The sequence below is a fragment of the Bradyrhizobium hereditatis genome, assembly GCF_020329435.1.
In the GTDB taxonomy this organism is placed as follows: Bacteria; Pseudomonadota; Alphaproteobacteria; order Rhizobiales; family Xanthobacteraceae; genus Bradyrhizobium; species Bradyrhizobium hereditatis.
The window spans coordinates 619,530-641,649 of sequence record NZ_JAGKJK010000001.1 but is presented as its reverse complement, the minus strand read 5'-3'; the positions used below and the strand labels follow the sequence as shown (position 1 = coordinate 641,649).

The window sequence follows — 22,120 nt, the reverse complement described above, 5'->3', positions numbered from 1 at the left end:
CGGTGGAATTAGGGTGACTCAATTGCACTAGGCCGTGTACTCATAAACGCCCGTCCGCTTTTATCCCGGCGTGAAAGCGTACATTCAGTTACTTCGGCTCTGGGGCCAGGAGCCGACGAAATCCGTCGATACTCGGCAGTGATATGCGTGACAGCCAGGACACGACCATCAAGGCACGGGCGTGGGTGGCCTCAAAAACTCGACCAGCCGTTGAGCGTGTGCGGGCAGGGACCTAAAACTTCGCACGCAAATCCTTAGGTGGCGAAGAGCCCAAGTGTCCGTAAGAGGAATGACGCGGATAGCCATTGACTGCTGGGATCGCCGAGCTGCTGTTTCGGGCATGATGGCGAGACCAATGCCCTTTTCTACCATCTGACACATCAAGTCGGACCCGTTGAGGCGGATGCGCAGCTTGAACCGGCGACCGGCACGGAAGGCATGATAGTTCAACAAGTCCTGCATCGGGCTGCCCACGGCAAAGCCGATGAATTCATGGTCGAGAGTTTCGCGGAATGCAATTTTACGATGCCGGCTGAGCGGATGCCGCAGTGGCGTCACCAGGACCAGGCGGATCTCCGCGAACGGAAAACTGTCCAGCTCCGCGCCTGGATCAACGGTCTCCCCGACAATGCCGATATCGCCGCGGCCCGCGGCGATTGCTCGAATAATCTCGCCGCTTCCGTGATGCTCAAGGTCGACGTCGATATTCGGATGGGCAGAGAGAAAAGCCGCCAGGGGTACGGGGAGAAATTCCATCGCGCCGATATTCGACAGCAAGCGTACATGTCCAGTCAGCCCCTTCCCGAAATTGTCCAGGTCACCGCGCATTTGCTCCAGCTGCTGCGAGACAATCCACGCGTGATGCAGGAGCACTGTTCCTGCTGAAGTAAGCCGAATCCCCCGGCGGTTCCTTTCTAGGAGCGGAGCGCTGAGCGCATTTTCCATGGCGCGGATACGCTCGCTCGCCGACGCCAGTGTCATGTTCGCGCGAGCGGCCCCGTGCGTGATGCTGCCAGCCTCGGCAACGTGCACGAACAGTCGCAGGTCGGTCAGATCGAACCTTATGGGCATCGTTAGGGACGTGCCTTCGGCTGCACCTGAGGCACACTTAGCACATTCCGTATTGTGCGTCTCTTGTCGCGCATACAGGGTCGGGGGGCCTCAGGCATCCTATCTTGGACATCGCAGGACAAGGAGAGTGACGATGAAGCCAATTAGCACCGTAAGATCAGGCATAGCCGCGTTGGCGTTTGTTGCCGGTGCTATTCCGGCGGCGGCCGCTTTCCCGGAGCGAGCGATTACTTTGATCGTTCCGTTCGCCGCCGGCGGCCCCGGCGACACGGTCGTACGCCTCATCGGGACGCATATGGCCAGGACGCTGGGCCAACCGATCGTCGTGGAGAATGCTGCTGGGGCTGGCGGCACGAGCGCCATCAGCCGTGCCACGCAAGCAGACGCAGATGGATACACCATCATGTTGGGTAATATGGGAACACATGGTGCGGCGCCGGCGCAGTATCCCAACCTGAAATACGATCCGGCTAAGGACTTTACTCCCATCGGACTGATGGTTACCACACCGATCGTGATCATCGCCAGGAAGACATTTCCAGCCAACAATCTCCGCGAGTTCGTCGACTACGTGAGAAAGAACCAGGACAAGGTAGTTGAAGCGCATGCCGGCGTCGGCTCGGTTTCTCACACGACATGCACTCTTCTCCAATGGATCATAGGGACAAAGACTGCTCGGGTGGCCTACCGCGGCACAGGGCCGTCCATCAACGACCTTATTGCGGAACACGTCGATTTTGGCTGTGACCAGATTGTAAACGTTGCGCCGCATATTCAGGCGGGCACGCTCAAGGCGTTCGGTATCGCGACGGCCAAACGTTCGGCGGCCATGAAGGATGTCCCAACGACCAGGGAGGGCGGCCTGCCGGAGTTCGAGGTCTCTGCTTGGATTGCGCTATTTGCTCCAAAGGGTACTCCACAACACGTGATCGGCAAACTGAACGAGGCGCTTGGCAAAGCCCTCGATGACGAAGGCACACGCGCGCGACTGCTCGATCTTGGCAGCGAGATCCCGGACCGGGCCGGCTGCGCGCCTGACGCCCTGCAGGAGCTGGTCGTTCGTGAAGTCGCCCGTTGGACGCCGGTACTCAAGACCGCCGGTCAATGAACTAGCTAGGGCGTGGACTCATAAGAGCGTAGCTAGAGCCTGATTGACGCAAGCTGTACGAAGGCAAGGTAATTGGCAGCCAGCTTATCGTAGCGCGTTGTTGTGTCGGGTTATCGTCGGAGCCGACGTTCGTGAGACGCGCGAATACGCAGCGAGGTGACCCAATGTCCGCGCCGACGATCAAGTTCGATGACGGCGCCGTCTATGAACGGATGATGGGCAAGTGGAGTGGACTGGCCGGACGCGCTTTTATTGATTGGCTCTCGCCCCCGCCCAATTTGCGATGGGTCGACATCGGTTGCGGCAATGGCGCGTTTACACAGTTGCTGGTCGAGCACTGCGCCCCAATGACCGTCGAAGGCGTGGATCCCTCGGAAGGTCAGCTGGCCTTTGCACGAGAGCGGCTGGCGACATCTGTCGCGAAGTTTCGACAGGGCGATGCAATGGCATTGCCATTTGCCGATGGCACCTTCGATGCGGCCGTAATGGCGCTCGTTGTGTTTTTCATTCCGGACCCTGCCAGGGGGGTCGCTGAAATGGCTCGCGTCGTGCGGCCGGGAGGTCTCGCGGCCGCTTATATCTGGGACGTCGTCAGCGGCGGCGGCCCGTCGGAGGCCATCATAATCCAGATGAAAGGCATGGGGTTCACGCCACTGCGGGCCCCGAAAGCGGAAGCCTCGACGCCCGAAGGACTACATGCGCTGTGGACACGGGCGGGTTTCGCCGATATCGAAGCGCGCGTTCTTCGCACGCGACGAACGTTCGACGATTTCGAGGACTATTGGTCCACTACGATCGCGGCGCCCAATCTCGCTCCGATGCTCACAACGATGGCGACAGCCGACGTGACGAAACTCAAGTCTCGGGTTCGTGAGCAGGTCCCTATCGAGGCGAGTGGGCGTGTCTCGATCGAGGCGCACGCCAATGCGATCGTCGGCCGTCGGCCCGGATAGGGCTGTCGATCGCTCTTCCGCTCCTCCCCCAGAAGCCGCCAACCTCTATGCTTGCCACGAGGTGATGGGCGCGACCGCTTGTGGGCCGTTCCGGGTTAAAACTCGAAGAACTCAGATTGAGCACAACGAGTCCGCTTTCGGGTGCGTAGCGACCAGTTGAGATGGCCGCCGAACCGTGATTCAAGCTCCGAATCGTGGGGGAATCATGCGCTACGAACTCACCGACCATGAATGGACTGCCATTAAGTCAATGCTGCCCAACAAGCCGCGCGGCGTCCCTCGGGTCAATGGAATTACAGTGACAGTGCACTCAATTGCACTTTGACTACTACCCGGCGGGGCAAATCACTTCTGATTTTCAGAAATCATGTCAAGTCCCGGAATCAAAAATATTCCGCTTTCGTTTTTACCCAAATCAGCGGCATAACTCCGTCCGTCTCACCGCAAGATGAGGGGCGCTTCGCGAACGTCACGAACGCGCGGTGAGATGCGATGGACGCTGATGGCGCGAGAGACGTTGCGCGCCGGAAGCGTACGGCGAAGTCGTGTGGTCTGGACGCCGCGGTGCTGGCGTTAAGTCCTTAAGGAGCGAAAGCTGCTTGCGGGCGATGGTGGCAAAAGAGCCGTTCACCAGAGAGAGCACGTATAAGCCGTAAAGCCATTGCGCAGGGAAGGCCGGGATGCTCCCGCCGAACCTGTATGCTCGTGTGCTCTCTTGCTATGCGCAACCGCACACGAGACCGCGGGTGCGGCGCGCACCCGGTCTTCCCTGCGCCCTCTGATTGGAGAGGAGGGCAAACGAGATGCAAACCTCGGGCGGATATGCCGCGAGATCGCGGATCCGTGTTCCGCGCGCCTCGCGGGTGTGCGAGGTTGATCCCTGGTCAGGCGGCCCGTTAAGCTTTCCGCTTAAGACTGTCTCAATACGCAACAATTATTGAGTATCTGTCAGGCTGCATTTCTCGTTAAGAGACTAGCGGGTTGCGACGCTATTCGTCGATTTGGGGTATTGAACCGCATGTGCGGCATTGTCGGCATTCTTGGGAAAGCTCCCGTCGCGGAGCTTCTGGTAGACTCTCTCAAAAGGCTTGAATATCGCGGCTATGATTCCGCCGGCGTTGCCACGCTGGAAGGCGATCACCTCGAACGCCGTCGCGCCGAAGGCAAGCTGAAGAACCTGGAAAAGCGGCTTGATGCCGAACCGCTCAAGGGCCACACCGGGATCGGGCACACCCGCTGGGCCACACACGGCAAGCCGACCGAGAACAACGCGCATCCGCATGCGACCGAACGCGTCGCCGTGGTTCACAACGGCATCATCGAGAATTTCCGCGAGCTGCGCGAGGCGCTGGAGAAGAAGGGCGCTGTCTTCAAGACTGAAACCGACACCGAGATCGTGCTCCACCTCGTCGACAGCTTTCTGCAAAAGGGCGTCAAGCCGGTCGAGGCGGTGAGGGCGGCGCTGTCGGAACTGCGCGGCGCGTTCGCGCTCGGCTTCATCTTCGCCGGCGACGAAGATCTGATGATCGGTGCTCGCAACGGTCCGCCGCTCGCCGTGGGTCATGGCGACGGCGAAATGTATCTGGGGTCGGACGCGATCGCGCTCGGGCCGTTCACTGATACGATCAGCTATCTCGACGACGGCGACTGGGTGGTGCTGACGCGCAAGGGCGCTGTGATCTACGACAAGCACAACGCGATCGTGCAGCGCGAGGCGGTCAAGCACAGCGCCTCGACCTCGCTGGTCGACAAGGCGAACTACCGCCACTTCATGGCCAAGGAAATCCACGAGCAGCCGGAAGTCGTCGGGCACACGATGGCGCGCTACGTCGACATGGCGAGCGAGCGCGTGATGCTCCCGGTCAAGCTGCCGTTCGACTTCAAGGATATCCAGCGCATTTCGATCACCGCCTGCGGCACCGCGAACTATGCCGGCTATGTCGCCAAATACTGGTTCGAGCGGCTGGCGCGCGTACCGGTCGAAATCGATATCGCCTCCGAATTCCGCTACCGCGAAGCGCCCTTGCGCAAGGGCGATCTGGCGATCTTCATTTCGCAGTCCGGCGAGACCGCCGACACGCTCGCCGCCTTGCGCTATGCCAAGGCGGAAGGCGCCCATACGCTCTCGGTCGTCAACGTGCCGACCTCGACGATCGCGCGCGAAAGCGAAACCGTGCTGCAAACGCTCGCCGGTCCCGAGATCGGCGTCGCCTCGACCAAGGCCTTCACCTGCCAGTTGATGGTGCTGGCCTCGCTCGCGGTCGCCGCCGGCAAGGCGCGCGGCGCATTGTCGGACGAGGACGAAACCAAGCTCGTTCACGGCCTCGTTGAGATTCCGCGCCTGATGACGGCGGCGCTGACCATTGAACCTCAAATCGAGAAGCTGGCGCGCGAACTCTCGAAATCGAAGGACGTGCTCTATCTCGGCCGTGGCACCAGCTATCCGCTGGCGCTGGAAGGCGCGCTGAAGCTCAAGGAAATTTCCTACATCCACGCCGAGGGCTACGCCGCCGGGGAACTCAAGCACGGGCCGATTGCGCTGATCGACGAGACCATGCCGGTCGTGGTGATCGCGCCCTACGATCGCGTGTTCGAAAAGACCGTCTCCAACATGCAGGAAGTCGCCGCCCGCGGCGGCAACATCATCCTGATGACGGATGCCAAGGGGGCGGCGGAAGCCACCGTCGATTCCCTGGTCACCATCGTGCTGCCGGACATGGCGTCGGCGTTCACCCCGATGGTCTACGCCATCCCGGTGCAGCTCCTCGCCTACCATACCGCCGTCGTGATGGGCACCGACGTGGATCAGCCGCGAAATCTCGCGAAATCGGTAACGGTCGAATAGAGCGTTTTCCAGCGAAGTGGACCCCGGTTCGCGTTAAGAAAACGCGTCAAAATAAGGAATCTAGAGCCCCGTTTCGATTCAATCGAAACGGAAAGGCTCTAGTCAAGCCAATTGGCTGTCACGCCGGCTCTTCAAAAACCTGCTAGGATGGCTTAGCTGGGACATGCCGGCTGGTCTGACCTGGAACCACGATGAACCCCGAAGAACTGCCCCCGATTGCGCCCCCGGAGGAAGCCCCGCCACCGCCGGATCACCACGCCGGGCTAATGGCCCGCTTCCGGAACTATTTTCTGACCGGACTGATTGTCGCAGGGCCGGTCGCGATCACCCTCTATCTGACCTGGTGGTTCGTGAACTGGGTCGACAATCTGGTCCGCCCGTTCGTCCCGACGGTCTACCGGCCCGAAACCTATCTGCCGTTCGGCTTGCCCGGTTCCGGGCTGATCGTCGCCGTTATTGCGCTGACGATGCTCGGCTTCTTCACCGCCAACCTGATCGGGCGGACACTGGTCGATCTCGGCGAGCGGCTGCTTGGCCGCATGCCGGTGGTGCGCGCGATCTATCGCGGCCTCAAGCAGGTGTTCGAGACGCTGTTCTCGGGCAAGGGATCGAGCTTCCGCCGGGTCGGCCTGGTCGAATTTCCCTCGCCCGGCATGTGGTCGATCGTTTTGATCTCGCAGGCGCCGAGTGCGAATGTCGCGAGCCAATTGCCGGGCGAAGAGGAGCACATCTCGGTGTTCCTGCCTTGCGCGCCGAACCCGACCACGGGTTTCTTCTTCTATGTCCCGAAGAGCAAGATCATCGAAGTCGACATGACGACCGAGGACGCCGCGACACTGATCATGTCCGCCGGCGTGGTGCAGCCCGGCTCCGACCCGCAGAAGCGGAACGCTGCGCTGGCCGGCATGGCGAACGCGGCGCGCGTGGCAAATTCGGCCGCCGGACTGAAGCCGGCTCCGGCCAAGGTGAAAGTGGAGTAGGAGCGCGCGACGCTCTTCTGCCAGGCGAACATGACCAAGAAGATCGAAGGCATCGTTCCCGTGATGATCACGCCGTTCACCGCGAACGGCGAGATCGACTATCCGGGCCTCGGCCGGCTGGTGGAATGGTACATCGACAAGGGTTCGGACGCGCTGTTTGCGGTCTGCCAGTCCAGCGAGATGCAGCATCTCAGCCTCGACGAGCGGGTTGCGCTCGCCGCATTCGTCAGGAAAGCCGCGGCAGGCCGGGTGCCCGTCATCGCCTCCGGTCACATCAGCGAAAGTCTGGAGGACCAGCTTGCCGAGCTGACGGCAATCGCCGCGACCGGCGTTGACGGCATGGTGCTCGTCACCAACCGGCTCGACGCCAAGCGGGAAGGCGGAGCCAAATTCATCGATGATCTGAAGTGGCTGCTTGAGCGGCTGCCGAACGAAATTTCGCTCGGCCTCTACGAGTGCCCGGCGCCCTATCGCCGTCTGCTGACCGACGACGAACTGAAGTTCTGCGCCAATACCGGCCGCTTCGTTGTCCTCAAGGACGTTTCCTGCGACCTCGAAACGGTGAAGCGCCGGGTGGCGCTGACCAGGGGCACGCCGCTTGCCATCGTCAATGCCAATGCCGCGATTGCGTATGACGCGATGAAAGCCGGTTCGCGCGGCTTTACCGGCGTGTTCACGAACTTTCATCCCGATCTCTACAAATGGCTGATGACCGAGCGCGCCAATCATCCGGCGCTGGCGGACGAACTGTCGGTCTACCTCGCGCTGTCGGCGATGGCCGAACCGATGGGCTATCCGAAGCTGGCAAAGCTTTACCATCAGCGTCTCGGCACGTTCGCGTGCCCCGACAGCCGCGCCGTCACCTTCGATATCCACGAAAAGTTCTGGGCGCTGGATGCGCTGCTCGACAAGATTATCGAGGGCACCGAGCATTACCGGCGCCGCATTGCCGCCGTCGAGGCGAGCAAGACCTATCCCGCACCGATCAGCGGCACGGCTTCATCGCGCTCATACAGGTAAAGCAGGCAGCGCAACGCCTCGCCGCGCTCGCCCTTGAGCTTGGGATTGTCCTTCATGATCCGGAGCGCCTCATCGCGCGCCTGCGTGATAAACTGGGCATGCACGTCGGAGCGGGCGATGCGATAGCCGGGCAGGCCGCTCTGGCGGATGCCGAGCACGTCGCCTTCGCCGCGCAGCTTCAGGTCCTCCTCGGCGATCCGAAAGCCGTCGGTGGTCTCCCTAATCACCTTCAGCCGCGCTGCGGATATTTCGCCGAGCGGCTCCTTGTAGAGCAATAGACAGGTCGAAGATTCCGACCCACGGCCGATCCGGCCACGAAGCTGGTGCAACTGCGCAAGCCCGAAGCGCTCGGCGTTCTCGATCACCATGATGGTCGCAGCGGGAACGTCGACGCCAACTTCGACCACGGTGGTCGCGACCAGAAGGCCGATCTCATGGGCGGCGAATTGCGCCATGACGCGGTCCTTGTCCGTGCCCTTCATCTGCCCGTGCACGAGGCCAACGCGGTCGCCGAAGCGCCTCTGCAGCTTCTCGAAGCGCTCGGTGGCGTTGGTGAGGTGTTCGGTGCCCTCGGCCTCGGATTCCTCGACCAGCGGACAGATCCAGTAGACCAGCTTGCCGGATTTCAGCGCGCGGCCGACGGCATCGACGACTTCATCGAGGCGGCTTGCCGGAACCGCGCGGGTATCGATCGGCTGGCGCCCGGCCGGCTTCTCACGCAGCTCGGAGACGTCCATGTCGCCAAAATAGGTGAGCACCAGCGTGCGCGGGATCGGCGTTGCGCTCAGGACCAGCACGTCGACCGCTTCGCCCTTGTTGGTCAGCGCCAGCCGCTCGCGCACGCCGAAGCGGTGCTGCTCGTCGACGACAGCCAGTGCCAACGCGTTGAAGATCACGTCGTCCTGGATCAGCGCATGGGTGCCGACCAGAAGATCGATCTCGCCGGCTTCGAGCTGAGCGAGAATCTCGCGCCGCTCCTTGCCCTTCTCACGGCCGGTCAGGATCGCAACGCGCAGGCCGGCGCGTTCAGCGAGCGGCGCGATGGTCTTGATATGCTGACGCGCGAGAATTTCGGTCGGCGCCATCAGCGCGGCCTGCTTGCCGGCTTCGGTGACCGCAGCCGCAGCGAGCAGCGCCACGACTGTCTTGCCGGAGCCGACGTCGCCCTGCAGCAGCCGTAGCATGCGCACCGGCTGGCGCAGATCCTCGGTGATGGCGGCGACCGCGGCGCGCTGCGAGGACGTGAGCGCGTAAGGGAGGGCGTCGATGATCTTGTGGCGCAGATGACCGTCGCCGGCGTTGCGGTCGCCGGCCGGACGCCGTAGTTGCGCGCGCACCAGCGCCAGCGCCAGTTGGCCGGCGAGCAGTTCGTCGAACGCCAGCCGCGACCAGAATACGCGATCAGGCAGGATATCCGTGAGTTCGACGGGCACATGCACGCGGTTCAGCGCTTCCCGTACCGTCGGGAAGCTGCAGCGGCGAATGACTTCCGGGCTGATCCATTCGGGCAGTTCCGGCAACTTCTGCAGCGCCTGCGCGATCGCGCGGCGAAGCGAACCCAGCGCGAGGCCTTCGGTCAGGGGATAGACTGGATCGATACCGGAGAGCTTTGAAAACGCCGCCTCGTCGACGACGCGATCGGGATGCACGATCTGCGGAATGCCGTCATACATCTGCAGCGTGCCCGACACGTAGCGCTTCTCGCCGACCGGCAGCAGCTTCTCGACATAGCCGGGCTTGGCGCGGAAAAATGTCAGCACGACATCGCCGGTATCGTCAGAGGCGTAGACGAGGTAGGGCGCGCGGGCATTGCGCGGCGGGGGCGGCCGGTGACGATCGATCGTGACTTCCAGCGTCACCACGGTTCCCGGCGCGGCCTCGCGGATCTTCGGCCGCGCGCGGCGGTCAATCACGCTCGCCGGCAGATGCAACAGGAGATCGACCAACCGCGGCGTCTCATCGCGCCCGAGCAGATAGCGCAGCAGCTTGTCCTGCTTCGGCCCGACACCAGGAAGGCTCGTGACCGGCGCAAACAGTGGATTGAGCAGGCTGGGGCGCATAGGTAAATCTAAGACCGTTTCCAGCCGTCATGCTCGGATTTGGGCGAGACGTCCACGGATTTTTTCCCTTCGCTATGATGCCCGGAACGCGAGGCCCTTGAACCGCTTTACCGGCCGCCCGCGCTCGAGGCGATCATGCGCCGCGTGCGCATCGTTCCGCGCGGTGATCGCTTCCAGTTCGCCTTGCAGCTTCAGCAATGCCGCGATCCGCTCCAGGGCCAGCGCCTTGTTTCGGTGCTGCGAGCGCTCCTCACGCGCTACCACGGAGAGGCCGCTGGCGATGTGGATGGCCCGCACCGCACTCTCGGTCTTGTTCTGATGCTGGCCGCCCGGGCCGCCGGCGCGGAAAGCCTCGAAGCGAACGTCCTGGATCGCGAGCGCCTTTGGTGCATCCGGCAGCGGCGGCAGTTCGAACACGCCGATGAACCAGTTCTTCCGCTTGTGATGCGGCCGGACCGGGCTTTGCGCCACCCACTGGATCGCGCCGATCCACGGCCGCGCAAACGCCGCCGCGGCGTCGCCGTGGATCACGACGATGGCTGACGCCGGACCGTGGCCATCCGGACTCGGCCCCTCCACGCAATCGGCTTCGAGACCGAGCGCCGCCGCCCCTTGCGCGAGCGCAGCAACGGCTTTCCGAACCGCGATCCGGCATTCCGCCGGACCGCGTCCGCTGGTGAAGAGAAGTCGGATCATCTGCGATCCTCCTTCCAGGACTTTTGCCGTTTGGCGCCGCCCGCCGCGACATCAGACTGCGCCTTCTTGAAGGTCACCAGCGGCCGAAACGTTGCGACGACGCGCGCAAGGCCGAACTCGACGAGGTCGTCGATGACGCGCTCGATGTTCTTGTAGGCCTCGGGCGCTTCTTCCGCGAGCAGGCCGCGATCCCCGCAGACGACGATGCCGCCAAAGGGATTGCGTTCCAGCCGTGCGACGTCCGACTTCTTGACCCTGACACGACCATGCATGGAGGCGCGGTCGTATTTGCGGCCCGCGCCATGCGCGAGTGAGGCAAGCGCCTCGGTTCGCATCTCAGCAAGCGGCTCCACCAGATAGGATAGCGTGCCGCGCGATCCCGGCACCGGCACGAGCCCACGATCGGACGCCGCCGCGCCTTTCCGATGCAATGCCAACGCGCCGCCCTGACGCTCCACCAGGTTGTGCGGCAGATCGTTGATGGGACGGAAGTCCGCACGCGCCGCTGCCGCGGCGCGGCCTGCGATGATGCGGCGATTGAGCCTCGCCCACTGCACGGCGTGGTCATGCGCATCCATGTACGCTTCGCCTTCATCGCTCGCAGGATCAAACGCCACCTGTCCTTCGCTCAGGACGCGCTCCAGGATCGAGTAGCCGAAGCCGCGCGAACCCGAATGCACCAGCACATAGGCTCGGTCGGGGTCGAGTCCGGCTTGCGTAGCGATATCGGGCTCAAGAATTTCCTCGATCGCCTGAATCTCGCAGAAGTGATTGCCGCCACCAATGCTGCCGAGTGAGGCATCAAAAGTGGTCGCGCGAAGACCGGCGTCGGTCAGGACGCTGCCGATGTCGCCATCCCAGGGCTGATCGAGTGCGTGTAGCCGCTCGGCCAGTTGGTCGAGCCGCAGCTTGCGCGCGGCGACATCGAGCTGAAACAGCCCCATGCCGCAGCCGATGTCGGAGCCGACCAGTTGCGGATGAATCCGATCAGCCAGAACGGCGCAGCCTACGGGGCCGTATTTGCCGGGATGGAGATCCGGCATGGCCGCGACCGCCTGGACGCCGGGCAAGCCGGCGACCTGCTGGAGTTGAAGCGTAGCGTTGCCCTCGATCCAGGATTTGGACGAGGCGAAGACGTGGATCGGCGCGCAGCCGCCCACCTCAGGAGAAGTGCCCATTGAAAACTTTCAGGAGATTGAGAATCGTCGACGCGCCAGCGTATTGCTGAATCAAACGCGCGAGTTCCCAAGCAGCGCGGCTAACGCACGCGCCCTTAGGCGATGCCCTCGACGGGGCGGCGAGACATAGACGTCATCGAGCCTTCTCCCTGATATCAGCGCCAAAATCGGCGGATCGCGGCAGACACATAGCGGCGAAATCGAAAAGCTGCAAGTGGCGAGGGCGAGCAACAATTTATCCGCCGAAGGTCAACGAGCGAAGGCGGAAGCGCCCCACGCGGGAGTCGCGGAGCAGAGGCGTGCCTCGCGAGCGGCGCACGCTACTTTCGCATGGGTCTGTGGGTGAAACGCTACTGACAATCCCTGAGGGTGGGACTATATCAACTCCGCCCGGCACGTCCGGGCTTTTGGCGTTCAAATGGAAAAAGGAAGATGACGGGTACGACACGATCGAGCGGTGGCCTCGACGACCGCCGCAAGCGGCTCCTGTTCCGCTGCTGGCATCGCGGTACCCGGGAGATGGATCTCATCCTCGGCCGCTTTGCGGATGCCGAGATATCTGCCATGCGCGACGACGAACTGGCCGAGCTTGAACGCCTGATCGAGGTGCCCGACCCCGATCTCTATGCCGCGCTGACCGGCGAGAAGCCGCTGGCGCCGGAATATGCCGGCCGGCTGTTCGACCGCATCAAGGCGTTTCGCGCCGTGGGCCATGACGCATGAAGGTGCCTGTCAAATCTCCCGCCGCACTGCTGTCTCCGGGCCGCGCGCTGACCTTTGCCAACGTCGCCGAGGGCGCGGAGGGGCTCGTCATTTCGGATCTCGCGCGCGCGGTGGCGGCACGTCCGAAACCGCCGGCCGTGAGTCTTGCCGTGGTCTGCCGCGATGGTCCCCGCATGCAGCAGCTCGCGCGAGCGCTCGAATTCTTCGCGCCCGATTTGCCCGTGATGCAGTTTCCGGCTTGGGACTGCCAGCCTTATGACCGCGTGTCGCCGCATGGCGGCATCCTGGCACAGCGCCTGACCACGCTGGCGCGGCTGTCGCGCCTGCAGGGCAGCGACAAGCCGCTGATCGTGCTCACCACCGTCAATGCCATCACGCAGCGCGTGCCGGCGCGCGAGGTGGTAGCGGCGCAGGCGCTGTCGGTCGCGCCTGGCCATGTCGTGCCGATGGACTCGATCGTCGCCTGGCTGGAGCACAATGGCTACAACCGCTCCTCCACGGTCCGTGAGCCCGGCGAATATGCGGTGCGCGGCGGCATCCTCGACCTGTTTCCGGCCGGGCTCGAGCAACCGGTGCGGTTCGACTTTTTCGGCGATAGCCTGGAATCGATCCGCACCTTCGATGCGGAAACCCAGCGCACGCTGCTCGACATGCGGGCGCTCGATCTGGTGCCAATCTCGGAATTCCAGCTCGTCACCGAAACCATCCGCCGCTTCCGCATGGGCTATGTCGCGGCGTTCGGCGCGCCCGAGCGCGACGATCCGCTCTATGAAGCCGTCAGCGAAGGCCGCCGCCATCCAGGCATGGAGCATTGGCTTCCGCTATTCCAGGAGCGGATGGACACGCTGTTCGACTATCTCGACGGCGCGCCGGTTGCGATCGAGCCGCAGAGCGAGGACGCCGCGCGCGAACGCTTCAAGCAGATCGCGGACTATTACGAGGCAAGGCGCGAGGCGCTGGAGCATCCAGGGTCAGGTGCGATCTACAAGCCGCTGCCGCCGGATCGTCTCTATCTGGCGGAGACGGAGTGGACCACGCGGCTAGGCGAGGCGGCCCTGGCGCGGCTGACGCCGTTTGCAGTGCCCGAGGGTAGCAGCGATGTCTTCGATGCCGGCGCGCGGCAGGGCCGCAACTTCACGCCGGAGCGCGCCGACACTTCCGTTAACGTGTTTGAGGCCGTGGTGGCGCACGTGCTGGCGCTGCAGGCACAGCGGAAGAAGGTGGTGATCACGCTGTGGAGCGAAGGCTCACGCGACCGCATGGCGAGCATGTTGCGGGATCACAAGCTCGCCAACATCACCAGCGTCAACACCTGGCGCACGGTGCAGGCGACGCCGCGCAACGAGGCCATGCTGGCGGTGGTCGGCATGGAGAGCGGTTTCGAGACCGACGAATTCGCCGTCATCAGCGAGCAGGACATTCTTGGCGACCGCCTGGTGCGTCCGCGCAAGGCGAGCCGTAAGCTCGACAATTTCATCTCGGAAGTCACGAGTCTTTCGACCGGCGATCTCGTCGTTCATGTCGAGCACGGCATCGGACGTTTTATCGGGCTGCAGACGATCGAGGTCGGGGGTGCGCCGCATGACTGTCTCGAACTGCACTATGCCGCCGAAACCAAGCTGTTCCTGCCGGTCGAGAACATCGAGCTGCTGTCACGTTACGGTTCGGACGGCGCCAATGTCGAACTCGACCGGCTCGGCGGCAGCGGCTGGCAGGCGCGCAAGGCCAAGCTCAAGAATCGCATCCGCGAGATTGCAGGCGAACTGATCAAGATCGCCGCCGAGCGGCAGCTGCACGAAGCGCCGAAGATGCCGGTGCAGCCGCATGTCTATGACGAGTTCTGCGCTCGCTTCCCCTATGAGGAGACCGAGGACCAGTTGGGGGCGATCACGACCACGCTGAAGGACCTTGAAAGCGGCCGTCCGATGGATCGGCTGATCTGCGGCGATGTCGGTTTCGGCAAGACCGAGGTGGCATTGCGCGCGGCGTTCGCCGTCGCGCTCGAAGGCAAGCAGGTGGCGGTCGTGGTGCCGACCACGCTGCTGGCGCGGCAGCACAGCAAGAATTTTGCCGAACGCTTCCGCGGCTTTCCAGTTAATGTCGCGCAGGCCTCGCGGCTGATCCCGGCCAAGGAGCTGACGCAGGTCAAGAAGGGGCTGGCGGACGGCAGCGTCGATATCGTGGTCGGCACCCATGCGCTGCTCGGCAAGTCGATCAAGTTCAAGGATCTCGGTCTTCTGATCGTCGACGAGGAGCAGCACTTTGGCGTCAGCCACAAGGAGCGGCTGAAGCAGTTGCGGGCGCAGGTGCATGTGCTGACGCTGAGCGCCACACCAATTCCGCGCACGCTGCAGCTCGCGCTGACCGGCGTACGCGATCTCTCGATCATCGCCTCGCCTCCGGTCGATCGGCTCGCGGTTCGCACGTTCGTCGCGCCGCACGATCCCCTGATGATCCGCGAGGCGCTGCTCCGCGAGCGCTACCGCGGCGGGCAGGCGTTCTACGTCGTGCCGCGGATCGAGGACCTCGCCAGCGTCAAGGACTTCCTCGACAAGAACGTGCCGGAGATGAAGGTCGCGGTCGCGCACGGCCAGATGCCGCCGACCGTGATCGAGGATATCATGTCGGCGTTCTACGACGGCAAATACGACATCCTGCTCTCGACCACGATCATCGAATCCGGCCTCGACATTCCGAACGCCAACACGCTGATCGTGCACCGCGCTGACATGTTCGGCTTGGCGCAGCTCTATCAGTTGCGCGGACGGGTGGGGCGCTCGAAGCTGCGGGCCTATGCGCTGTTCACCCTGCCGGCGCAGCAGAAGATCACGGCACAGGCCGAGCGACGGCTGAAAGTGCTGCAGTCGCTGGAAACGCTCGGTGCGGGCTTCCAGCTGGCCTCACACGACCTCGATATCCGCGGCGCCGGCAATCTGCTCGGCGAAGAGCAGTCCGGCCACATCAAGGAAGTCGGTTTCGAGCTCTATCAATCGATGCTGGAGGAGGCGATCCTCAACCTCAAGGCCGGCGTGGTGGAGCCCGCCGCCGACCGCTGGTCGCCGCAGATCACGATCGGCATGCCGGTCCTGATTCCCGAGGATTACGTCAACGACCTTGCGGTGCGCCTATCGCTGTATCGTCGGCTGGCCGATCTCGACACCGACGAGGAGATCGACGATTTCGCCGCCGAGATGCGCGACCGCTTCGGCGTGCTGCCGGACGAGGTCCGCTATCTCTTCAAGGTCGCCGCGATCAAGGCCTATTGCCGCAGGGCCAATGTCGAGAAGATCGACGCGGGGCCGAAGGGCGCGGTGATCTCGTTCCGCGACAACAGTTTTGCCCAGCCGGACCGCCTCGTCGCCTTTATCCGTCAGCACGGCCAGGCCGCCAGGGTTCGTCCCGACATGAAGGTGGTGTTCCTGCAGACGTGGAAGACGCCGGAAGAGCGGCTGATGGGCACGACCGAGATCATGCGGCAGCTTGCCAATCTCGCCGAGAGCAAGAAGGCCGCGTAGCGGGGTTCGGCGCGACCTCTCCCCGTCATTGCGAGGAGCGAAAGCAACTAAGCAATCCATTGGCTCCGCACATGCGGAGAGATGGATTGCTTCGCTTCGCTCGCAATGACGGGGATAGAGCTGGCGATCGCACTACGACGCCGCGCGCTGCGCGTCTTCCTGCAACCGCGAGCGCAGCGACTTTGCGGAATCGTTCGGCAGTAGCGTGGCGACCGAGACCGTCGGCTCCGTTCGCGTGTCGCGCTTGCCGTGATTGGTATGGCGCATCACGCTGGATAGCCGCCGCGCGATGGTATGAGCTGTCTTCAGGTCGGTTTCGGCAAACACCACGACCACCGAGCCGTCGCCCTGGGCTGCGCCGAAATCCATTCGCCGCATCAGGCGGCTGATGATCCGCGCGCCGTCGAACTGGGCTCGGGGGTGTTCGGGATCGAATGCGAAGCGTGCGACCGACAATCCGCCGCCGCGCTGCTGGGTCTGGTAGACGGCGCTGGCAAAATCGCGCTCGAAGGCTTCCGGCGTGAGCAGGCCGGTCCGCGGATCGATCAGGCCATCGGCATCGATGGCTTTCAGCGTGCGTCTCAGCTGCGCTTCGAAGGCGTGCTGGCGGACCAGTGGCAGCGCCGTCGCCACCACTTGGGCAGCGTCGCCGGAGAGCATCTCGAGGTTCGGCAGATCATAGGCCGGCGCCAGGTCGCCCGCCGTCACCACGACAGGCAGATTGCGGAAGCGGGCGTCCTCCGTCAGTACGGTGAGGAAGGCGTCGATCACACGCGGGCTGAAACCTTCGCTGAGCACGATGCCGTCGATGTCGCGTGCGTTGAGATGCTTCGCAGCCGCTTCGATCGAGAGCGCGCCTACCACGCCGGTGCGCTCGCCAAGCGCGACCGAGAGCGTGGGATAGGCGCCGCCGCGGCCAATCAGCAGCACGGTGGCATCGCGCGCCGGGTCGATATCTGACAACGCCATAGGCGTTGCTGGCACCAGACGGCGCATGACCGTCGCATGCAGCGATCGCACGCGCAGTGCGGCACGCAGGCGGGCCACCAGCCGGTCAACGCCGCTTCGAGTTTGCAAGACTTGGCCCTGAAAGTAGGGAATGGCGTTGTCCGGGATGGTAACCGCCGGGTCTACCGCGATCAGGGGCAGATAGGGCTGGCGCGCCGCGATCCGCGCTGCCAGCTCAGCCAAGTGGGCTTCATCGGTGGCAGAAGCTGCGACCAGCACGGCAGCCGGCTGCACCTGTTCGGCCGCGCGGGCGGCGTCCGCCCATTCCGCCTCGATCACCGGAAACAGCCTCGCGACGTCGAGCCCGGCGGCAAGGGACGGCCGTCTCGCGGTCGATACGACGAGGATCGGGCCTTGCTGGGACATCTTGAGAACTCGGATCAGCGCGGATGTGAAACCGCGCAATCCTAATTTGCGACGCTTAATGCGCCGTCAACGTTGCGTCGCCGGCAGTGCTCAAGCGGCGCTGCTTCGGTCACGAAATGCCTCGACCATCAATGGGTTAAGGCCGAGTTCTGACAGAGCGTCCCGAGCGCGAGCATTGTCGAGCGCGCGGCCGGCGAGCCGGTGGCCGCTGAGGCGGTCGGGCAGCGCGGTCAGCAGCGCGCCCTGGCCGAGCCGGCGCGCCCATTCCTGCAGGTCTTGCGCCAGGAACCGATAGCCGCCGACGGCCATCACGCCGGACGGTGGCGCGGTGATGTTGATCGCGCCCGTCACGCGGTCGAGCCGCGCCGCGTAATCCGTATCGACGTAGTCGCGTGGCGGGGACGCGATCATGGAGTCGCTCGGCGGCGGAGGCGGCGCGTAGGCCGCGACCGGCACCATCGGTCCGCGCAATCCCAGCGTTCCGCGGGAGGTCAACAAGACTTCGCCCGCGATCGACGAACCCGGCAGGTCGCGTGGCGCGCCATGGGGGCCGGGCTTGATCACGGCCGGCGAGCCATCCTCGGCGATCCGGCGTGCACCGAACAAGCCGGCCTCGCCGAACAGATAGACATCCGTCAGCGTCGCATTTTTCGTCGCCCAGCTGGCGCTGGAGCCGACCTGCTCCGGCGTGCGCCACAGGCCGATGACATGGCGCAGGCTTGGCATCCGCGCGGCAAGGTCCATTTCGTCCAGCCGCAGCGCCAGTTGAGCAGGCGCAATCAGCGTATCGCAGCGCTGTTCGTTGATCTGCTGCTCCAGCACTTCCTCGTCGAAGGGATGGTGCAGCACCAGCGTTCCACCTGAGAGCAGCCAGAGCGCCAGCGAGGAGGAGAGGCCGGCAAACGACATCGGCGAGAAAGCCGATAGCACGGTCGCGCCCTGCGGCACGTCGCTTTCGAGCGACATGGCAAGGCCGCCGGCAATCAGGCCGAGATGGGCGCGCGGGACTGGGCGGAAGCCGTCCGCGGTGACGTCGAAGGAAATCAGTGCCGGCTTGCGGCCGTCCTGGATCACGGCACGTGCGGTCGGGGATTCACGGAAGATCGCATTGTCGAGCGAGGCCATGCCCTCGGGCAGGTCACTGCCGAAGCCGCAGACGTGGCGAATCGAGAACGCCTCGGCGGCGGCGTTCATGGCGAGATCCGAATAGATCACGCCATCGATCTTGCTCGTGGTGACAATCGCCCGTGCCGCGGTGCGGTTGAGCGCCATGGTCAATTCCGACTGCCGCCAGAGCAGCGGCATTACCGCGACAACGAGTCCGGCGCGGAAGGCAGCAAGCACCGTGAGCGCGAATTCGATGGTGTTCGGCAGTTGAACCGCGATCACCGAATTGGACGGCAGGCCGGACTCGATGAAATGCGCGGCGAGCGAGGAGATCATGCGGTCGGCCTGCGCGAAGGTCAGACGCTTTGGCTGCTGGCCTGTGACGCGCAGTTTGTTGAGGGGATCGATAAGCGCCAGCGCATCCGGCTGCCGCGCCAGGTTCCGTTTGAACAGCGTATCGAGCGTTGGCGAAGCGGTGGGCTGGGTCACGGCGTTACTTCGGCTGTATCACGAGGGTTGCACCACTGGGTGAGTTCACTTCGCTTGCGGCTTCTGCCACCAGGCCTCCGGAAGGTAGCCCGTTAAAGCGGTCGCTGCTGGAATTTCTATCCGATTCCACCGCGCAATCCATTGCTCCTGCACGTTAAACACAGGGATCGCGTAGAAACCGGACATCAGGGCGCGGTCGAGCGCCCGCACCGCGGAGACGAAGGCCGGGCGCTCACGCGCCTCTAGCAGCGCTGCAATCAGGGCGTCGATGGCGGGCTCCTTGGCGCCCATGTAATTTCGCGTACCGGGAATGTCGGCGGCCTGGCTACCCCAGTAGAAGGATTGCTCGTTGCCGGGGGAGAGCGACTGATCCCAGCGGTTCTGCAGCATGTCGAATTCGTAGCCGAGCCGTCGTTGGTCGAACTGCACGGGATCTACCGCACGAACGCTCGCCTCGATGCCGGCGCGCTTGAGGTCACGCTGGTAGGCCAGTGCAATCCGCTCCTGGTCCCGCGTCGTCACCAGTATCTCGAAACTCAGCGGCGTCTTGGTCGAACGCTGCCGCAGCACCGATCCATCGAGATCATAGCCAGCCTCCGACAACAGGCCCAGCGCCTGACGTAACGTCGTGCGATCGCGGCCCGACCCATCGGTGACGGCCAGGCGATAGCTGCCGTCGAGAATGTCCGGCCGGATGCGATCGGCGAACGGCTTTAGGAGCTCGCGCTCGCGTTCGTCGGCGGGACGGGCATAGGCGGACAGTTCGGACCCCGCGAAGAAACCTGCCGCGCGCGCATAGAGACCGAAAAAATAGTTGCGGTTGACCCACTCGAAATCGAACAGCAGCGTCAGCGCCTGCCGAACGCGGATGTCCGAAAACATCGGTCGTCGTGTGTTGAACACCAAATATTCGGACGGCTGTGGCATTCCGGGCTTGATGGTGTCGCGGATCACCTCGCCGTTCTTGGCCGCCGCAAAATCATAGCCTTCGTGCCAGCGCAGCGGCTCGTGCTCGACGCGAAAGTCATAGAGGCCGCGCTTGAACGCCTCGAACTGGCTGTTGGACTCGCGATAGAAGTCGAGCCTGATCTCGTCGAAGTTCCACAATCCGCGATTGACCGGCAAGTCGCGACCCCAGTAATCGGGATTGCGGGTCAGCGTCACACTGGCTCCGGGCCTAACTGATGTGACGCGATAGGGGCCGGAGCCAACCGGTGCGGTCATCGTGGTTTCTTCGAAGGTTGCGGGATCGACCGCGTGGCGCGGCAGAACCGGCATCAGGCCGAGGATCAGCGGCAGCTCGCGGTCGTTGGTTCCGCCGAAATCGAATCGGACCGTGAGCGCGTCGGTCGCCCAGGCCTTTGCAACTTTGGAATAATACTGGCGGTGGTTCGGGCGGCCCTTGTCACGCAGCAAGGCCCAGGAAAACAGGACGTCTTCGGCCGTAACAGGCTTGCCATCGGCGAAACGCGCCCTGGGGTCGAGACGGAAGGTGACGTAGCTGCGCGCATCGTCGGTCTCGACGCTCTTCGCCAGTAAGCCATAGAGCGTAAAAGCCTCGTCATTGCCGCGTGCCATTAGGCTCTCGACCACAAAGCCGCGCATCTGCTGAACGGCGAGACCGCGGACGATCAGGGGATTGAGGCTGTCGAAGGTTCCAAGCACGCCCCAGACCAGGCGCCCGCCTTTCGGCGCGTCAGGGTTGGCGTAGGGCATGTGGGTGAAACCGGCGGGAAGGGCAGCCTCGCCGTGCATTGCCAGCGCGTGGCTTTCAGCCGCCTGCACCCCGGTCGACGGCGCGAGCAGCGTCACACCCAGGGCGAGGGCGGTCCAGGCCAGCACACGCAGGCCGATACGCCCGGAGACGGTCACAGGCAGGCAGGGATTTGATTCGAAAATTCGCACGGGGAAGCTTTACCATAGGCACGGCCCCGCCCGGCGAGGAACGTCAAAGAGGCTTGTCGGCATTGATCTTTTCGTCTGCCGCTGTATTGAAGGCGGGCAGTTGATGACGGCGGGAACGCCTGTCACGTATCCGCCTCAATTGCCAACGAGACAGCCGCCTCAGCGCGGGTAGAGGTGTCGGCGCCTGTAGCGGTTTCGGGCGCTCCGGTTCAGAAAGGGTTTTCCGCAATGAATTTCCGTATCTTGGCCGGGTCGGTCCGGCCGCGTGGGCAGATCCTGGCCCTGTTGGCGGCCTCGGCACTCTCGGCAACGTTGATCGTTTCAGGCGCGCAGGCCCAACAGCCCGCGCCGGCACCGGCGCCGAAAGCGCCGCCGAAGGCGGCTCCAAAGGCGCCAGCGCCCGCCCAGCAAGCGCCTGCGGCCGGTGCTCCTGCCGCCGCCGCGCCTCAGCCGCAGGAACAACAAGTCCAGCTCATCTATGCGCCGTGGACCAAGTTCTGTCTGAAGGGGCAGGAAGCCGGCGCCAAGCAGGTCTGCTTTACCGGCAAGGACGGCCGCATCGAATCGGGCCAGCCCGTTATCGCCGCCGTCATTATCGAGCCGGAAGGTGAGCCAAAGAAGCTTCTGCGAGTGACCCTTCCGCTCGGCATGCAGCTCGTGCACGGGACTCGAATCATCGTCGACAGCAATCCGCCGCAGCAGAGCCCGTACGTGATCTGCTTCCAGAACGGCTGCATGTCCGACTACGAAGCCACGCCCGAACTGATCGCCAACCTGAAGAAGGGCCAGAATCTTGTTGTTCAGGCGATCAATTCCAACGGCGCGCCGCTGACGCTGCCGCTGCCGCTCGCGGGTGAATTTGCCAAGGCCTATGACGGCCCGCCGACCGACCCGAAGCAGTTCGAGGAAAACCAGAAGAAGCTGCAGGAAGAACTGCAGAAGCGCGCCGAAGAGCAGCGCAAGAAGCTCGAAGGTGCGGGCGGCGCCAATCCGGCGACGAAGTAAGCGCTCCAGTAGCATTCGACAAAACACAAAAGGCGCCCCAGCGGGCGCCTTTTTCGTTGCAGATAGAGATCACTCCAGTTCAGCTTTTTTG

At 63.7% G+C, this 22,120-nt stretch carries 15 protein-coding genes; 8 read left to right on the top strand and 7 right to left on the bottom strand.

Translation table 11 applies throughout. The features are described 5' to 3' along the window. Positions 1–168: 168 nt before the first annotated feature. Complete coding sequence (locus tag J6524_RS03205) at positions 169–1,065, bottom strand: LysR family transcriptional regulator (RefSeq protein ID WP_225669314.1); 897 nt, start codon at positions 1,063–1,065, stop codon at positions 169–171. Positions 1,066–1,204: 139 nt separating this feature from the next. Between J6524_RS03205 and J6524_RS03200 the strand changes: the two genes are divergently transcribed. The 5 genes from J6524_RS03200 (at position 1,205) to J6524_RS03180 (ending at position 7,977) form a co-directional block, all read left to right on the top strand. Then, the gene (locus J6524_RS03200) at positions 1,205–2,179 is read left to right on the top strand and encodes a tripartite tricarboxylate transporter substrate-binding protein (RefSeq protein WP_225668866.1); all 975 of its coding nucleotides are present in this window, start codon (positions 1,205–1,207) and stop codon (positions 2,177–2,179) included. Positions 2,180–2,343: 164 nt separating this feature from the next. Beyond that, the gene (locus tag J6524_RS03195) at positions 2,344–3,132 is read left to right on the top strand and encodes a class I SAM-dependent methyltransferase (RefSeq protein WP_225668865.1); all 789 of its coding nucleotides are present in this window, start codon (positions 2,344–2,346) and stop codon (positions 3,130–3,132) included. Between the two features lie 1,018 nt (positions 3,133–4,150). Next, positions 4,151–5,977, top strand: coding sequence for a glutamine--fructose-6-phosphate transaminase (isomerizing) (gene glmS, locus J6524_RS03190; protein WP_225668864.1), 1,827 nt, complete (start codon positions 4,151–4,153; stop codon positions 5,975–5,977). A 191-nt stretch (positions 5,978–6,168) separates the two neighbouring features. After that, positions 6,169–6,957 (top strand): DUF502 domain-containing protein, encoded by a 789-nt coding sequence (locus tag J6524_RS03185; RefSeq protein ID WP_376711968.1) that lies wholly within the window; start codon positions 6,169–6,171, stop codon positions 6,955–6,957. Between the two features lie 30 nt (positions 6,958–6,987). Then, positions 6,988–7,977 carry a Dap2 family DHDPS-related protein gene (locus tag J6524_RS03180; RefSeq protein WP_225668863.1) on the top strand — a complete coding sequence of 330 codons (990 nt, stop codon included), beginning with the start codon at positions 6,988–6,990 and terminating at the stop codon, positions 7,975–7,977. On the opposite strand, the gene recG is transcribed toward J6524_RS03180, so the two are convergent. The 3 genes from recG to J6524_RS03165 all read right to left on the bottom strand — a co-directional run bounded on the left by recG (position 7,929) and on the right by J6524_RS03165 (position 11,911). After that, the gene (gene recG / locus J6524_RS03175; RefSeq protein WP_225668862.1) at positions 7,929–10,037 is read right to left on the bottom strand and encodes an ATP-dependent DNA helicase RecG; all 2,109 of its coding nucleotides are present in this window, start codon (positions 10,035–10,037) and stop codon (positions 7,929–7,931) included. The genes J6524_RS03180 and recG overlap by 49 nt on opposite strands. Positions 10,038–10,109: 72 nt before the next feature. Further along, positions 10,110–10,733 carry a peptide chain release factor H gene (gene prfH, locus J6524_RS03170; RefSeq protein WP_225668861.1) on the bottom strand — a complete coding sequence of 208 codons (624 nt, stop codon included), beginning with the start codon at positions 10,731–10,733 and terminating at the stop codon, positions 10,110–10,112. Then, entirely contained in the window at positions 10,730–11,911 is a 1,182-nt protein-coding gene (locus J6524_RS03165) for an RNA ligase RtcB family protein (RefSeq protein ID WP_225668859.1), read from the bottom strand. Before J6524_RS03165 ends, prfH begins: the two co-directional genes overlap by 4 nt. 432 nt (positions 11,912–12,343) lie before the next feature. Between J6524_RS03165 and J6524_RS03160 the strand changes: the two genes are divergently transcribed. Further along, a complete protein-coding gene (locus J6524_RS03160; protein WP_225668858.1) occupies positions 12,344–12,634 on the top strand; it encodes an FAD assembly factor SdhE in 291 nt (96 codons plus the stop codon). Continuing rightward, positions 12,631–16,149, top strand: a complete 3,519-nt coding sequence (gene mfd, locus J6524_RS03155) for a transcription-repair coupling factor (protein WP_225668856.1) — start codon at positions 12,631–12,633, stop codon at positions 16,147–16,149. Before J6524_RS03160 ends, mfd begins: the two co-directional genes overlap by 4 nt. Positions 16,150–16,281: 132 nt before the next feature. On the opposite strand, the gene J6524_RS03150 is transcribed toward mfd, so the two are convergent. The 3 genes from J6524_RS03150 to J6524_RS03140 all read right to left on the bottom strand — a co-directional run bounded on the left by J6524_RS03150 (position 16,282) and on the right by J6524_RS03140 (position 20,937). Beyond that, a complete protein-coding gene (locus J6524_RS03150) occupies positions 16,282–17,523 on the bottom strand; it encodes a GGDEF domain-containing protein (RefSeq protein ID WP_225668854.1) in 1,242 nt (413 codons plus the stop codon). A gap of 90 nt (positions 17,524–17,613) precedes the next feature. Next, positions 17,614–19,119 (bottom strand): class I adenylate-forming enzyme family protein, encoded by a 1,506-nt coding sequence (locus tag J6524_RS03145; RefSeq protein ID WP_225668853.1) that lies wholly within the window; start codon positions 19,117–19,119, stop codon positions 17,614–17,616. A 45-nt stretch (positions 19,120–19,164) separates the two neighbouring features. After that, entirely contained in the window at positions 19,165–20,937 is a 1,773-nt protein-coding gene (locus J6524_RS03140; RefSeq protein WP_376711980.1) for an extracellular solute-binding protein, read from the bottom strand. Between the two features lie 315 nt (positions 20,938–21,252). On the opposite strand from J6524_RS03140, the gene J6524_RS03135 reads away from it, so the two are divergent. Then, positions 21,253–22,029 (top strand): invasion associated locus B family protein, encoded by a 777-nt coding sequence (locus tag J6524_RS03135; protein WP_225668849.1) that lies wholly within the window; start codon positions 21,253–21,255, stop codon positions 22,027–22,029. Positions 22,030–22,120 lie beyond the last annotated feature (91 nt).